Origin of the sequence: Microbacterium sp. NPDC089320, assembly GCF_040684875.1 — a bacterium.
Lineage (GTDB): Bacteria > Actinomycetota > Actinomycetes > Actinomycetales > Microbacteriaceae > Microbacterium.
Map to the genome: position 1 here is coordinate 762,635 of NZ_JBFBGY010000001.1, position 14,441 is coordinate 777,075.

The following is a 14,441-nucleotide window of genomic DNA, read 5'->3' on the forward strand; positions in this document are numbered from 1 at the left end:
GCCGGCCGGCGGCGTTCAGGCGAACAGCCGGTCGGCGAACCGCTCCCACTCGCGCACGAAGTCCACCGCGTCCCTGTCGGTCAACCATCGGAGCTGCAGCCCGTCCATGGCCGCCATGGTCTCGCGCGCGGTGGTCTCGCGCAGCGCCGCATCGACACCGGAGGCCGCGGCCGCACGCTCGAACAGGCTCATCGCGATGCGCTCGCGGCGCACGAAGTAGTCGTGGGCGGGATGCTCGGCGGCGAGCGCCTCGCCCTGCAGCACGGCGTACAGCTGCACGATCTCGGGCTGCGCGGCGTTGCGCTCGACGGTCGCCACGCACAGCTCTCGCAGTCCGAACGGTGCGGGATCCGCCTCGAGGGCGGCGACGTCGACGCCTAGCCGCGACGCGAGCGCATGCCGGTCGAGACGGTCACGGTACTCGAGGACGGCGGTGAGCAGTCGGTCCTTCGACCCCACGTGATGCAGGACGCCCGCTTCGGTGATGGCGCACTCCAGCGCGACCTCGCGGACCGTGAGGCCCCAGAAGCCGCGGCGCGCGATCAGCCCGGTCGCGGCCGCGAGGATCTGGTCGCGGCGGCTCTCCCGATCGAGGCGGATGCGCCGCCCCGCGCTCGCGCCCGTCTGCCGTCCCGTCACATCGACCTCTCGCCGTCTTCCCGCGATTCTAGGCGATCCTCGGCGCGGCGGCGGGTTGTGGAGCCGGTTCCGATCTGCTCTACTTACTACTTAGTAGGCATTCAGTAGTGCCACGACGACTCGATGACGAGAGGGAATCATGACGACGACGCCAGCGACCACCACCACCCGCGACGAGCAGGCCGACGCCGCACCGACCGGCGCCTTCGCCGCCGCGCTCGCCCGTGTCGCCCAGGGCGCGCACGCGCAGGACGAGGCCCGGCAGCTCTGGGAGGGCCTGACCGACCATGAGCGCCTCTGGCTGCTCGACGGCGACACCGAGTTCTGGCCGGGGATGCGCTCGCTCGCCACCGGCGGATACCACGGCGACACCCCGTACGTGATGGGCGCGGTGCCGCGTCTCGGCATCCCCGGCGTCCGCTTCGCCGACGGCCCGCGCGGGCTCGTCGTCGACGGGTCCACGTGCTTCCCCGTCGCCATGGCGCGCGGCGCGACGTGGGACGTCGAGCTCGAGGAGCGCATCGGCACGGCGATCGGCGAGGAGGTGCGCGAGATCGGCGCCAACTTCTTCGGCGGCGTCTGCATCAACCTCCCGCGGCACCCCGCCTGGGGCCGCATCCAGGAGACGTACTCCGACCAGCCGGTGATCCTGGGCGCGATGGGCGCGGCCGCCGCGGCGGGCGTCGAGCGCAACGCGATGGCCTGCATGAAGCACTACGCGCTGAACTCGATGGAGAACGCCCGCTTCACGGTCGACGTCACGGTCGACGAGGCGACGCTGCACGAGGTCTACCTGCCCCACTTCCGCACCGTCGCCGAGGCGGGGATCTCGGCCGTGATGAGCAGCTACAACTCCGCGAACGGCGAATGGTGCGGCCAGAACGTCGAACTCCTCGACACCGCGCTGCGCCAGGACTGGGGCTTCGACGGCGTCGTGATGACCGACTTCGTCTGGGGCCTGCGCGACGCCGCCGCCTCCGTGCGCGCCGGCCTCGACATCGAGGCGCCGTACCGGCAGCAGCGGGCGAACGCCCTGGAGGACGCGCTCGAGGACGGCGAGATCACCGAGGACCAGGTGCGACGCATCGGCGAACGCATCCTCCGCACCCAGCTCGCCCACTACGCACGCCGCGCCGCGGACGGCACCGAGGGCACGAGGGGCGGCGACGCGCACATCGCCCTCGCCCGAGAGGCCGCGACCCGCGCCGCCGTGCTCCTGAAGAACGAGACGCGCGACGCCGCACCCGCCCTGCCGCTCGACCGCGGGGCCGTGTCGTCGGTCGCGGTCGTCGGCCGGCTGGCCGACCTCGTCAACACGGGCGATCGCGGGTCGTCCGACGTGCACTCGCGGTACGTCGTGACGCCGCTCGCCGGCATCCGCGCCGCACTCCCCGACGCCCGTGTCGTCACGGCCCCGGCCGACGCCGACCCGCAGACCGCCGCCGACGCGGCGCGCGGCGCCGACGCGGCGGTCGTGGTCGTCGGCTTCACGGCCGAGGACGAGGGCGAGTTCATCGACGGCTCGCTCGCCAGCAGCGAGGCGCTGCTCGCGCTCTACCCCGAACCGCGCTCCGAGGCCGAGGCCGCCGACCGCGACGTCGTGATCGAGGCGTTCAGCCGCGGCAAGAGCATCGTCGGCACGCGCGCGAAGGGGGGCGATCGCCGCGATCTGCACCTGCGCGCCGAGGACGTCGCGACCATCCGTGCGGTCGCCGCGGTGAACCCGCGCACGATCGTGATCGTGGTCGGCGCCGGCGCGGTGCTCATGGAGGAGTGGATCGACGAGCCCGCCGCCGTCCTGCTGGGCTGGTACTCCGGCATGGAGGGCGGCAACGCCCTCGCCGACCTGCTCGTCGGCGCCGCCAGCCCGTCCGGCCGCCTGCCCTTCCCGATCCCCGCGTCCGCCGACCACCTGCCGCCGCTCGACATCGACGCCACGAGCATCACCTACGACCGGTGGTACGGCCAGCGGCTGCTGCAGCGCGACGGGGTCACGGCCCTGTTCCCCCTCGGCTGGGGACTCTCGTACACGACCGTCGAGCCGGTCGAGCTGAGCGTGACCGCCGATGCGTCCGCCGCGACGGGCACGGCGACGGTCGTCGTCGAGAACACCGGCCCCACCGCCGTGCACCACGTCGTGCAGGTCTACGGCACCCGAGGCGACGGAGAGCGAGCGGGCGAGCGCGAGCTGCTCGGCTTCGCGGTCGCGGAACTCGCCCCCGGTGCGCGTGCGACCGTCGAGGCGCCCCTCGACCTGCACCCGCTCGGTCGCTGGGACGCCGAGCGACGCGAGGTCGTGGTCGGATCCGGCCCGGTGACGATCGAGGCCTCGTCGTACTGGGGAGACCCCCGCGCCCTGACCTCCGAGGTCGCGCTGTGACGCTGAGCGAACCCCGCACGGCGGAGCCGACATGGACGGGGACCGTCGACGACGCGGCGCAACCGCGGCGTCCGCTCCGCGTGGGCATGGCGGTCGCTCTCGGCATCCTGCTGGTGACCGGCCCGTACATGGGCGTCAACGCCGTGCTCCTGCCGGCGCACGTCGCCGTGATCTCGCCCGACGGCAAGGCCGGGGTGCTCGCGCTCATCGCCGCCGTCGCGATGCTCGTGGCGACGATCGCGAACATCGTCGTGGGCGCGCTGTCCGACCTCACCCGCTCGAGGTGGGGCAGACGCGCGCCGTGGATGGTGGGCGGCTCGATCGGCACCGCCGCGACCCTAGCCGTGGTGCCGATGATCGACACGGTCCCCGGCCTCGTCGCGGTCTGGTGCGTGCTGCAGCTGTCGCTCAACGCCGCGATCGCGCCGATCATCGCCGTCATTTCGGACAGGGTCGCCCCGCGTCATCGCGGCACGATCTCGTCGATCTACTCGCTCGGATACTCCGGCGGCATCTACGGCGGCCAGATCGTGGGCGCGCAGTTCCTCGGCGACGTGGGCACGGGCTTCCTGGCCCTCGCCGCGCTCACCGTCATCGCCGGCCCGCTGTGCGCGCTCCTGATGCGCGAGCCCAGCAGCCTCGACATGCCGAAGCGACGCCTCGACGCTCGGGCGATGCTCGCGACCTTCACGTTCCCGATCGCGGGGGCACGCGACTACTACTTCGCGCTGATCGGCAAGCTGCTGATCGTCGCCGCGAAGTTCGCGATCGCGGGGTATCAGCTGTACATCCTCACGGACTACATGCTGCTCACCGAGGACGAGACCGCGCGCTACGTGTCGCTCATCTCGCTCTGCCTCATGCTCACCGCGTTCGGCATGGGCGCGGTGGCCGGGCCGATCTCCGACCGGCTCGGACGGCGTCGGCTGCCCGTCGTCGCCGCCGCGGGACTCATCGCGATCGGGGCGCTGTTCCCGTTCCTCAGCCCCGAGCCGTGGACGATGATCGTGTACGCCATCGTCGCCGGCATCGGCATGGGCGCGTTCAACTCGGTCGACCAGGCCCTCAACATCGAGGTGCTGCCCGATCCGGCGACGACGGCGAAGGACCTCGGCATCCTGAACCTCGCCAACACCGGCGGTCAGGTGCTGGGCCCGATCGTCGCCGCCGCCGCGATCGCGGTGTCGGGCTACCAGGGCATCTTCGTCCTCGCCTCGGCGCTGGCCGTGCTGGGCACGATCCCGATCCTCCTGATCCGCTCGGTGCGCTGAGCGCACCGACAGAGAGGGGGAGGGAGGGGACGACACGTCCCCACCCTCCCCCTCTCCGCATGCCCCCCCGGGTCACCCCACGCGCAGCGTGCTGAGCCCCCCGTCGACCGTCAGCACGGTTCCCGTCGTCGAGCCCGCCAGCGGCGAGGCGAGGTTCGCGATGGCGAACGCGAGCTCGGCCGCGCTCACCAGGCGCCCCAGCGGCTGGCGTCGACGCAGGTTCTCGGCGGCCACCTCGGCATCGTCGGCCGAGTCCACGATCCGCTTCACCCACGGTGTGTCAGCCGTGCCGGGGGCGATCGCGTTCACGCGGATGCCGTCGGCGAGGTGATCCGCCGCCATCGCGTACGTCATGGCGATCACCGCCCCCTTCGACGCGCTGTAGAGCGCCCGGTTCGGCAGGCCGTTCGTCGCAGTGACCGACGCCGTGTTGACGATCGACGACGCCGACGAGCGCCGCAGCCAGGGCAGTGCCGCCCGCGTGACCCGCGCCGTCCCCACCACGTTGATGTCGAGCACCCGATGCCATTCCGCGTCGTCGTTCGCCGTGACGTCCCCCGCCGCGCCGATGCCCGCGTTGTTGATCAGCACGTCGATGCCGCCGAAGTCGCGGGCGATCTGCTCGACCGCGGCCTGCACCTCGTCGGCCGACCCCAGATCGGCACGCACCATCGGTGTCTCGGCATCCGTCGACGCCGCCCGATCGATGATCGCGACGCGCGCGCCACGGCGCTGCAACTCGGCGACCGTCGCCGCCCCGATGCCGCTCGCGCCGCCCGTGACGATCGCCGTCAGCCCCTCGAAGTCGCTCATGGACGCCCTTCCTCTCGCAGTGAAACGTGGATCTTCGGCCCCGGTCCCGCCCCCGCCGGCCTCTCTCCCGCGAGGATGCCGGGGAGGTCCTCCAGTGCCACGGTCGCCGCGACCAGGGGCCGGGGGTCGACCGCTCCGCTGGCGTATGCCTCGATCGTGCCGGCGAGACCGGGCGACGCGCTGAGGATGCCGACGGCCGTGACGTCGCGCAGCGCGAGGTCACGGGTGTCGATCGTGCTCGGCGAACCGGCGAGGCCGACGTAGACCACGCGCTTGCCCGGCTCGACGAGATCGAGCGCCCTGGCCGGCAGATGCGGGGCGTTCGACGCCTCGATCACGGCGTCCCATGCGAGATCAGGCAGGGTGTCCTCGGTCCACGCCCCCTCGACGCCGAGCGATCGCGCGAACGCGAGCGACCTCTCCGACCGGCCGAGCACGTGCACCTCGGCGCCCGCGGCCCGCGCGAACAGGGCGCAGAGCAACCCGATCGTCCCGGGGCCGGTGACCAGGCAGCGGTCCCCGGGCGACAGCTGAGCGGCCTGCACCGAACGCTGGGCGTTGCCGCCGGGTTCGACCAGCGCACCCGCGACATCGTCCACGTCGTCGCTCAGGCGATGCAGCGACGAGGCGGGCACCGCCACCTTTTCGGCGAGGGCTCCCGGCAGGCCGCCGCGGATGCCGAGCTCGAACCGCTCGGCGCAGACGTGCTGCAGCCCCTGCGTGCACCGCCGGCAGCGGCCGCATCCGAGCATGGTGTCGCCGGTGACGCGCGCACCCAGCCAGTCTCGGTCCACTCCTTGGCCGACCTCGCTGACGACGCCCGCCCACTCGTGCCCGATCCTGATCGGGTACTCGGCGTGCCCGGTGTGCAGGTAGGCCATCTCCCCGGTGAAGAACTCGATGTCCGTGCCGCAGATCCCCGCGCGGCGCACGTCCACCACGACCTCGCCGGGTCCGGCGACGGGTTCGTCGACCTCACGGATCTCGGCCGCCCCGGGAGCCGTGATGACGAGCGCTCTCATCGGGGCGCCACGACGGACTGGCGCTGGCGGCCGAGTCCGTCGATGCCGAGCTCCATCACGTCGCCGGGCTGGAGCCAGATCTGCGGGTCGAAGCCCATGCCCACTCCGGGCGGCGTGCCCGTGTTGATCAGGTCGCCCGGTTCGAGGACGAGGAACTGGCTGATGTAGTGGACGATGAAGTACGGGTCGAAGATCATGGTCGACGACGAGCCGTCCTGACGCCGGACGCCGTTCACGTCGAGCCACATCCCGAGGTCGGAGACGTCTGGCACCTCGTCGGGCGTCACCAGCCAGGGGCCGGTGGGGTTGAAGGTCTCGGCCGACTTCCCCTTGAGCCACTGGCCGCCGCGTTCCAGCTGGAAGGCGCGCTCGCTGACGTCGTTCACCACCACCCACCCCGCGATGTGCTCCCTCGCCTGCTCCACCGAGTCGAGGTAGCTCGTGCGGGCGCCGATCACGATGCCGAGCTCGACCTCCCAGTCGGGCTTGGTCGCCCCGCGCGGGAGGCGCACGTCGTCGTTCGGGCCGATGAGGGTGTTCGGGGACTTGGTGAACAGGATGGGCTCGTCGGGGACGGCCTGGCCGGTCTCGGCGGCGTGGTCGCTGTAGTTCAACCCGACGCAGATGATCTGATGCGGCCGTGCGATCGGCGCTCCGATCCGCGCATCCCCGATCGGGACGCCCCCGGACAGCGCGCGCTCGGCCACGAGCGGACGGATGCGGTCGAGACCGGCTCCGGCGAAGAACGCCTCGTCGAAGTCGTCGACGACGTCGGAGAGGTCAAGGTAGTGGTCGTCCCCGACGAGGGCGGCGGGCTTCTCCGCGCCGGCGGGTCCGATGCGCAGCAGTTTCATGCGATGCCTTTCGATACGCCCTCGAGGACTCGAGAGCGGTTCCAGTGGTGTGCGGGCAGACCGCGCACGCCGGGGCGCGCGGTGAAGAGGCGGCCGGCGAGCGGATGCGACGCGCGCTGCTCGGCGGTCATCCCCTCCGTGGCCGTGGTGATGACGAGCACGTCGAGGTCGTCTCCCGCGAAGGTCGGGCACGACACGTGCGGCACCGGGAGGTCGACGCGGGAGACCACGGCGCCCTCGGGTGACAGGCGGAGCACGCAGCCGTCGCCCCACATGGCCACCCAGAGGTCCCCGGTCTCGTCCACCGTGAGACCGTCGGGGTAGCCCCCGTCGGCGAACTCGGTCAGCACACGGCGTGCGCCGACATCGCCGGTGGCGGGGTCGTACTCCCGGACGTGGATCCGTCGACGGAGGGTGTCGACGGAGTACAGCGTCCGCCCGTCCGCCGACCAGGCGAGGCCGTTGGACAGCGTGAGGTCGTCGTCGATCACCCGTGCGGCGCCGCCCTCGACGACGAGGAGGAGCTCGGTGTCCGTCTCTCCCTCGCCCTTCGTGCCGACCACATAGCGCCCTCGCGGATCGGGCTTGCCGTCGTTGAACCGGCGCTCCGCGCCATCGATCAGCTCCGGGCCGCCGGTGATCCGCCCGTCGAGCTCGCGCACGAAGAGCCGATGGGTGCCGGCGACGAGCAGCCGTCCGTCGGGGTCGACGGCGACGGCGCCGGCCGTGTCAGGGAACTCGACCCGCTCGTCGACCACGATCAGGTCGTCATCCGAGAGATGCCCGATGTGCACGATCCCGGCCATGATGTCGACCCACAGCAGCCGTGACCGCTCCGCATCCCACGTCGGCCCCTCGGCGAGGAAGTGGGACTGCGCGGTCGCGACCCGCACCGGATGGCTCGTGTCCTCGGTCATCGTCGCTCCTCAGTGCGATTCCCGCGAGACGGCGGATCCGGAGGAACCCACCAGGAAGTCCAGGTCGGCCCCGCGATCGGCCTGCAGCACGTGGTCGACGTAGAGCCGTTCCCACCCACGCCGGGGGTCGGCGAACCCCTCGACCGTCGCCGCGTTCGGCACCCGCGCCTCGAGCTCCTCCGCGGGCACGTCGAGGTCGAGCCTGCCCGCGCGCACGTCCAGGCTGATCCAGTCGCCGGTCTGCGCGAGCGCGAGCGGACCGCCCGCCGCGGCCTCCGGGGTGACGTGCAGGATGACGGTGCCGTACGCCGTCCCCGACATCCGTCCGTCGCAGATGCGGACCATGTCGCGGACGCCCTTCTCGAGCAGCTTCGTCGGAAGCGGCATGTTCGACACCTCGGGCATCCCGGGGTACCCCTTGGGGCCGCATCCTCGCAGCACCATCACCGAGTTCTCGTCGATGTCCAGCTCGGGATCGTCGATCCGCTCGTGGAAGTCCTCGATCGAGTCGAAGACGACGGCTCGGCCGCGGTGCTTGAGCAGGTGCGGCGACGCCGCCGCCGGCTTGATGATCGCGCCTCCGGGCGCCAGCGATCCGCGCAGCACGGTGATCCCGGCGGCGGGCTGCAGCGGCCTGTCCCTGGGGGTGATGACGTCGGCGTCCCAGATCTGCGCGTCCGCCAGGTAGTCGACGAACGGCTGGCCGGTGATCGTCAGCGCGCTGGGGTCGAGGAGGTCGCGCACCTCGCGCATGACCGCGAGGAACCCGCCCGCCCGGTACAGGTCGTCCATGAGGTATCGGCCGGCCGGCTGCAGGTTGACCAGGAGGGGCACCTGCGCGCCGATGCGGTCGAAGTCGTCGATCGTGAGGTCGATGCCGAGGCGTCCGGCGATCGCCAGCAGGTGGACCACGGCGTTGGTCGAGCCGCCGATCGCGGCGAGCGCCACGATGGCGTTGTGGAAGTTCGCGGCCGTGAGGAAGGTCGACAGGCGCCGGTCCTCCTCGACGAGCGTCACGGCGAGCCGGCCGGTCTCGTGGGCGGCCTCGAGCAGGCGGGCGTCCGGTGCGGGCGTGCCCGCGAGGCCGGGGATGATCGTGCCGAGCGCCTCGGCGACGAGGGCCATGGTCGAGGCGGTGCCCATCGTGTTGCAGTGCCCCTTGCTGCGGATCATCGAGGACTCGCTCTTGAGGAACATCGCCTCGCTCAGCGTGCCCGCTCGCGTCTCCTCCGACAGACGCCAGACGTCCGTGCCGCACCCGAGTGCTTCATTGCGGAAATGTCCGGTCAGCATCGGGCCCCCCGGCACGACGACGGCGGGCAGATCGACGGATGCGGCAGCCATGAGAAGCGAGGGGATCGTCTTGTCGCACCCGCCGAGCAGCACGACGCCGTCGATGGGGTTGGCACGGAGCATCTCCTCCGTCGCCATGGCCGCCATGTTGCGCCACAGCATCGCGGTGGGTCGCACCTGCGTCTCGCCCAGCGAGACCACCGGCAGCTCGAGCGGGATCCCCCCTGCCTCGTAGATCCCGTTCCTCACCGACTGCGCGACCTCGTCGAGGTGGGAGTTGCACGGCGTGAGATCCGACGCCGTGTTGGCGATCGCGATCTGGGGACGCCCGCGGAACGCACTGTCCGGCGTACCGCGCCTCATCCACGCCCGGTGGATGTAGGCATTGCGGTCGTCACCCGAGTACCACTCTGAACTTCGCAGTGTCGACATTTTCATCTTTCGGAAAAGAGATCTATAAAATGAAATTACAGCTAGCATAGCCCAAGGCCGGTGGCCGGCGAACGAGGAGGATGCATGCGACGCGCGATCGTCACGGGAGGAGCGAGCGGCCTCGGTGCCGCGACCGCCGAGAGACTGCGGGACGACGGCGTCGAGGTCATCACCGTCGATCGCAGCGACGGCGCCGACGAGCAGGTCGACATCACGGACGAGGGCGGCATGCAGGAGCTCGCCCGCCGTGTCGGCCCCGTCGACATCCTCATCAACTCGGCCGGGATCGTCGGCCCGAACGAGCCCCTGCTCGACACGCGCGTCGACGACTGGCGACTCACGCTCGGCGTCAACGTCGTGGGCACGGTCCTCGCCATGCAGGCCTTCGTCCCGGGGATGGTCGCCAACGGCTGGGGGCGCGTGGTGAACTTCGCGAGCATGGCGGGCAAGGACGGCAATCCCGATCTCGCGGCCTACTCGGCCTCGAAGGCGGCGGTGATCGCGTTGACGAAGTCCGCCGGCAAGGAGCTCGCGACATCGGGAGTACTCGTGAACGCGATCGCCCCGGCGGTGATCGCCACGCCCATGAACGCGACGACCGCCCCCGACGTGCTCGCGCACATCACCGGCCTGATCCCGATGCGACGCGTCGGCGAGGCGTCCGAGGTCGCCGAGCTCGTCGCCTGGCTCGCCTCCGAGCGGGTATCGTTCTCGACCGGCGCGGTCTACGACATCAGCGGTGGGCGCGCCACCTACTAGGAGGACGACGTGACGGAGCCCGCACCTGACGGCGAGCGCCTCGCCGGCACCGACCGCGTGCTCGCGGTGCTGCTCGAGCTCGGTGCGCATCACGCGGGAGCGTCTCTCGACGACATCTCCTCGGCCATGGGCATGCCGAAGCCGAGTGTGCACCGGGCTCTGGACTCGCTGTGCCGTGCGGGACTGGCCGCACGCGTCAGCAGGGGGCACTACATCCTCGGCGACGGGTTCCTCCGTCTCGCCTTCGCCCACCACGCGGCGCGGCCGGACACCGCCCTGATGACGCCGATCCTCGAGAAGCTGTCGGAGCGGTTCTCCGAGACCGCGCACTATGCCGTGCTCGACGGCGCCCATGTGGTGTATCGCGCCAAGACTGACCCTCCCGTGGGAGCCGTGCGCCTCACCTCGATCATCGGCGGTCGCAACCCGGCCCACAGCACGGCCGTCGGCAAACTGCTGCTGAGCCGCACCGTCGCGTCCCGCGGCGAGCTGGACTCGGTGCTCGGCACCGCGCCGCTGGAACGGCGGACGCCGCGGACCATCGTGGACCCGGACGAGCTCTGGCGGGAGCTCGGCACCATCCGCGAGCAGGGGTTCGCCGTCGAGGACGAGGAGAACGAGGCGGGTGTCGCCTGCCTCGCCGTCCCGGCCCCCGCGACCCCCCTGGCCCCGCGGAGCACGCCGGGGGGCCTCAGCATCAGCGCGCTCACGTTCCGCACGCCGCTGACGACCCTCGTCGACGCGCTCCCCGCCATCCGCCTGATCGCGGGCGGCGACGCCGCGTGACGTCCTCGGGACTCCGCGTGCGCCCCGAGGAGTCCCCCCTCACCCCTTGACGCCGCCCGTCGCCAGACCCGACACCCAGTACCGCTGGAGGAACAGGAACGCTACGACGAGCGGGATGATCGAGACGAATGCCCCCGTCAGCACGGTGGAGAAGAGCACCTGTGCTCCGCCGCCGGCCGAGGCGTTCGCCTGCCACTGCGCGAGGCCGACGGTCACCGGGTAGAGCGCGGGGGTGTTGAGCATGATCAGCGGGAGGAAGTAGTTGTTCCAGGTCGCGACGAGTTGGAACAGCAGCACCGTGACGAACCCCGGCGCCATCAGCTTCAGGGAGATCGTCGCGAAGGTGCGCAGCTCGCCCGAGCCGTCGATGCGAGCGGCCTCCAGCAGGCTGTCGTCGACGGAGTCGGCCGCGTAGACCATCATGAGGAAGACGCCGAACGGGCTGATCAGGGACGGCAGGATGATCGCCCACGGGGTGTCGGTGAGGTTGGCCGCCGCGAACACGAGATACGTGGGCAGGGCCAGCGCCGTCACCGGGACCATGATCGATCCCATGATGACGGCCACGACGGCTCGGCGTCCGGCGAACCGGTACTTCGCCAGCGCGTAGCCGCAGGCCGTCGCCAACAGCGCGGAGCCGACGGCGCTCACCCCCGCGTAGAGCACGGTGTTGACCATCCACCGCCAGAAGACGCCGTCCTGGAACGTCGCCAGGTTCTCCAGGTTGGTGAAGAACTCGAACGACGTGCCGATCCAGAGCCCGAACGTGGCGAAGAGGTCGCTGTTGTTCTTCGTCGTCGAGAGCGCGAGCCAGACGAGGGGGACGACGAAGTAGAACACGGAGGTCCACATCAGCACCGTGAGGACGGTGCTGCGGCGACGGCCTGCGCCGCTGCGTCGCCGCCGACGGGCTCGTTCCGGGACCGTCGCGGTCACCGTGTCGAGCGTCGCGTCGGGGAAGCGGGTGTCGAGCGCCATGTCAGTTCTCCTTCCGCGCCGCGCGGGTCTGCACGATGAACGACAGGATCGCGATGGCCAGGCCGAGCAGGAACGCGATCGCCGCGGCGTAGTTGACGTCCTGGTTCTTGAAGGCGAGGTTGTAGGCGTAGAGGTTGGGGGTGAAGTCCGAGCCGATGGCGTTCGGCGCGAGCGTGAACAGCAGGTTCGGCTCGTTGAACAGCTGGAACGATCCGATGATCGAGAAGATCACGACGAGGGTGATCGCGGGCCGGAGGGCGGGGAGCTTGATACTCCACGCGATGCGCCACTGGCCGGCGCCGTCGAGCTCCGCCGCCTCGTAGAGGTCGGTCGGGATCGAGCGCAGGGCGGCGTACAGCACGATCATGTTGTAGCCGACGAATTCCCAGATCAGGATGTTCATCGTCGAGCCGGTGATGTTGCCCGCCGAGAGGAGTTCCGGGCCGGGGAGGCCGATCGCCTCGAACACCTGGGTGATCAGCCCGAAGTTGTTGCCGTAGAGGTAGCCCCACATGAGCGTCGCGACGACGCTCGGCACGGCGTACGGCACGAAGATGAGCAGTCTCGCCCACTTGCCGCCGCGCACGCGCCCGCTGTCGAGGGCGAGGGCGAAGAAGACCGACAGCGCGAGACCGATCGGCACCTGGATGAACAGGAACAGCGACACGGTGCCGAGACCCGACCAGAAGCTCGGGTCCTGGAGGGCGCGGGCGTAGTTGGCGAAGCCGCTGAACACCGAGCCCCCGACGAGCTGCGACGTGAACAGGCTCAGGTACGCCGCGTAGAGCAGCGGAACCACGAACATCGCCAGGAACACGACGAGGAACGGGATGACGAGCAGCCAGGCGGCCCTGGTCTGTGGCGCGTGCAGACGCTGGCGTCGCCGCGCGCTGAGTGTGGTGCTCATGGTCTCTCTCCGGGTGGTCGACCGCCCGGGGCGCGCGCCCCGGGCGGTCTGGGCGCTACTTGACGGTGAAGCCCTGCTGCTCGGCGTACGAGACGACCTTGTCCTGCCAGTCGTCGAGAGCGGCGAGCATGTCGCCGCGCTCGGTGATCGCGGTGCCGACGGTCTCGTTGAACGAGGTGTTGACGTAGTCCATGAACGGCACGAACTCGAACTCGGGGTCGACCGTGGTGGCGATCTCGGAGTACAGCTTGTTAACCTGCTGGCCGGCGAAAAAGTCGCTCTTCGCGTCGGTGAACTCCGGCGATTCGAGCGTCTCGATCGTCACGGGGAACAGCGAGGCCTCGGTGGCGAGGTGCAGGGTCGAGGCGGGGTCGCTGTTGACGAACGACGCCAGCTCGTAGGCCGCGATCGGGTTCTCGGTCAGCGCCGTGACCGCGTTGGACGATCCGCCCCAGTTCCCTGAGATGTTCTCCCCCGCTTCCCACTGCGGCACGCCCGCGGCCTGCCACAGCCCGGCGGTGTCCGCGACCGTGCCCTGCAGGAACTGCGGGCCCCAGGCCGGCACCACCCAGCTGGCGAACGATCCGCGAGAGAGCCCCTGGTAGAACTCGTCCGTGAAGTCGGGGACGACGGAGACGAGGTCGTTCTGCACGAGGTCCTGCCAGTAGCCGATGACCTCCTTCGCCCCGTCGGAGTTGAGGTCGATCCCGACCTCGGTGCCGCCGTCGTACGAGAAGGGCTTCACCCCGGCCTGCCAGAAGTATCCGATGATCTGGGGCATGTCGTTCCCGGGCAGGTTCGTGATGTACGACCCGGTCGTGTCCTTGATGGTCTGCGCGGCGACGGCGTACTCGTCCCAGGTGGCCGGGGCCTCGGTGAGGCCCGCGGCCTCGAAGATGTCCGCACGGTACAGGGTGCCGAGGGGGCCCGAGTCCTGCGGCACCGCCCAGACGCCCTTGTCGTCGGCGACCTGGTTCCAGGTCGCCTCGGTGAAGAGGTCGGCGAGGTCCGCGCCGCCGTACGGCGTGAGATCCAGCAGGCTGTCGGTCTGCCGGAACGACCCGATGTAGTCGTAGCCGAGCATGAAGACGTCCGGGAATCCCTTGCCGGACTTCAGGGCGGCGCGCAGCTTGGTGTACTCGTCGGCACCGGAGCCGACGTTGACCACCTCGACCTCGATCGCCGGGTACTTCTCCTCGAACATGTCGACCGACTCCTGCACGCCGTCCACCCACGACCAGTAGACGAGCGTGGTCGGGGTGGACATCGCCTTGTCGATGTCCTCCTGGCTGACGGGACCGGTGGGCTTCTGCGACCCGGCGTCGGGGCCGCTGCATCCGCTGAGAACGATTGCGGCCGAAGCCACGAGCGCTCCCAGCGCCATTGCTGT

General features: G+C 70.7%; 13 protein-coding genes. 4 read left to right on the forward strand and 9 right to left on the reverse strand.

The window, feature by feature from the left end:
* Positions 1-15: 15 nt before the first annotated feature.
* On the reverse strand, positions 16-639 hold the full coding sequence (locus tag AB0N61_RS03810) for a helix-turn-helix domain-containing protein (RefSeq protein ID WP_363361846.1): 624 nt from the start codon (positions 637-639) through the stop codon (positions 16-18).
* A 139-nt stretch (positions 640-778) separates the two neighbouring features.
* Here AB0N61_RS03810 and AB0N61_RS03815 point away from each other — a divergent pair, with 139 nt between their 5' ends.
* Together AB0N61_RS03815 and AB0N61_RS03820 are read left to right on the forward strand one after the other, a co-directional pair.
* The gene (locus tag AB0N61_RS03815) at positions 779-3,019 is read left to right on the forward strand and encodes a glycoside hydrolase family 3 C-terminal domain-containing protein (protein ID WP_363361847.1); all 2,241 of its coding nucleotides are present in this window, start codon (positions 779-781) and stop codon (positions 3,017-3,019) included.
* Positions 3,016-4,290, forward strand: coding sequence for an MFS transporter (locus AB0N61_RS03820; RefSeq protein ID WP_363361848.1), 1,275 nt, complete (start codon positions 3,016-3,018; stop codon positions 4,288-4,290). Before AB0N61_RS03815 ends, AB0N61_RS03820 begins: the two co-directional genes overlap by 4 nt.
* 72 nt (positions 4,291-4,362) lie before the next feature.
* On the opposite strand, the gene AB0N61_RS03825 is transcribed toward AB0N61_RS03820, so the two are convergent.
* From AB0N61_RS03825 to AB0N61_RS03845, 5 genes are read right to left on the reverse strand one after another with little or no spacing between them, the layout of a single operon-like run.
* Positions 4,363-5,103 carry an SDR family oxidoreductase gene (locus AB0N61_RS03825; protein ID WP_363361850.1) on the reverse strand — a complete coding sequence of 247 codons (741 nt, stop codon included), beginning with the start codon at positions 5,101-5,103 and terminating at the stop codon, positions 4,363-4,365.
* Positions 5,100-6,125 carry an alcohol dehydrogenase catalytic domain-containing protein gene (locus AB0N61_RS03830; RefSeq protein WP_363361851.1) on the reverse strand — a complete coding sequence of 342 codons (1,026 nt, stop codon included), beginning with the start codon at positions 6,123-6,125 and terminating at the stop codon, positions 5,100-5,102. The genes AB0N61_RS03825 and AB0N61_RS03830 overlap by 4 nt, the downstream gene beginning before the upstream one ends.
* Positions 6,122-6,979 carry a fumarylacetoacetate hydrolase family protein gene (locus AB0N61_RS03835; RefSeq protein WP_363361853.1) on the reverse strand — a complete coding sequence of 286 codons (858 nt, stop codon included), beginning with the start codon at positions 6,977-6,979 and terminating at the stop codon, positions 6,122-6,124. The genes AB0N61_RS03830 and AB0N61_RS03835 overlap by 4 nt, the downstream gene beginning before the upstream one ends.
* A complete protein-coding gene (locus AB0N61_RS03840; protein ID WP_363361854.1) occupies positions 6,976-7,896 on the reverse strand; it encodes an SMP-30/gluconolactonase/LRE family protein in 921 nt (306 codons plus the stop codon). Before AB0N61_RS03840 ends, AB0N61_RS03835 begins: the two co-directional genes overlap by 4 nt.
* 9 nt (positions 7,897-7,905) lie before the next feature.
* Positions 7,906-9,621, reverse strand: coding sequence for an IlvD/Edd family dehydratase (locus AB0N61_RS03845; protein WP_363361856.1), 1,716 nt, complete (start codon positions 9,619-9,621; stop codon positions 7,906-7,908).
* Between the two features lie 84 nt (positions 9,622-9,705).
* Here AB0N61_RS03845 and AB0N61_RS03850 point away from each other — a divergent pair, with 84 nt between their 5' ends.
* Both AB0N61_RS03850 and AB0N61_RS03855 read left to right on the forward strand, forming a co-directional pair.
* A complete protein-coding gene (locus AB0N61_RS03850) occupies positions 9,706-10,380 on the forward strand; it encodes an SDR family NAD(P)-dependent oxidoreductase (protein ID WP_363361857.1) in 675 nt (224 codons plus the stop codon).
* A 9-nt stretch (positions 10,381-10,389) separates the two neighbouring features.
* On the forward strand, positions 10,390-11,166 hold the full coding sequence (locus tag AB0N61_RS03855) for an IclR family transcriptional regulator (RefSeq protein ID WP_363361858.1): 777 nt from the start codon (positions 10,390-10,392) through the stop codon (positions 11,164-11,166).
* 39 nt (positions 11,167-11,205) lie between these two features.
* Here the strand turns inward: AB0N61_RS03855 and AB0N61_RS03860 are convergent, their stop codons facing one another.
* Genes AB0N61_RS03860 through AB0N61_RS03870 form a run of 3 tightly spaced genes read right to left on the reverse strand, consistent with a single transcriptional unit; the run spans position 11,206 to position 14,417 of the window.
* Complete coding sequence (locus tag AB0N61_RS03860; protein ID WP_363361859.1) at positions 11,206-12,144, reverse strand: carbohydrate ABC transporter permease; 939 nt, start codon at positions 12,142-12,144, stop codon at positions 11,206-11,208.
* A 1-nt stretch (position 12,145) separates the two neighbouring features.
* Positions 12,146-13,051 (reverse strand): sugar ABC transporter permease, encoded by a 906-nt coding sequence (locus AB0N61_RS03865; RefSeq protein WP_363361860.1) that lies wholly within the window; start codon positions 13,049-13,051, stop codon positions 12,146-12,148.
* 55 nt (positions 13,052-13,106) lie between these two features.
* Positions 13,107-14,417, reverse strand: coding sequence for an extracellular solute-binding protein (locus AB0N61_RS03870; protein ID WP_363361861.1), 1,311 nt, complete (start codon positions 14,415-14,417; stop codon positions 13,107-13,109).
* Between the last annotated feature and the right edge of the window lie 24 nt (positions 14,418-14,441).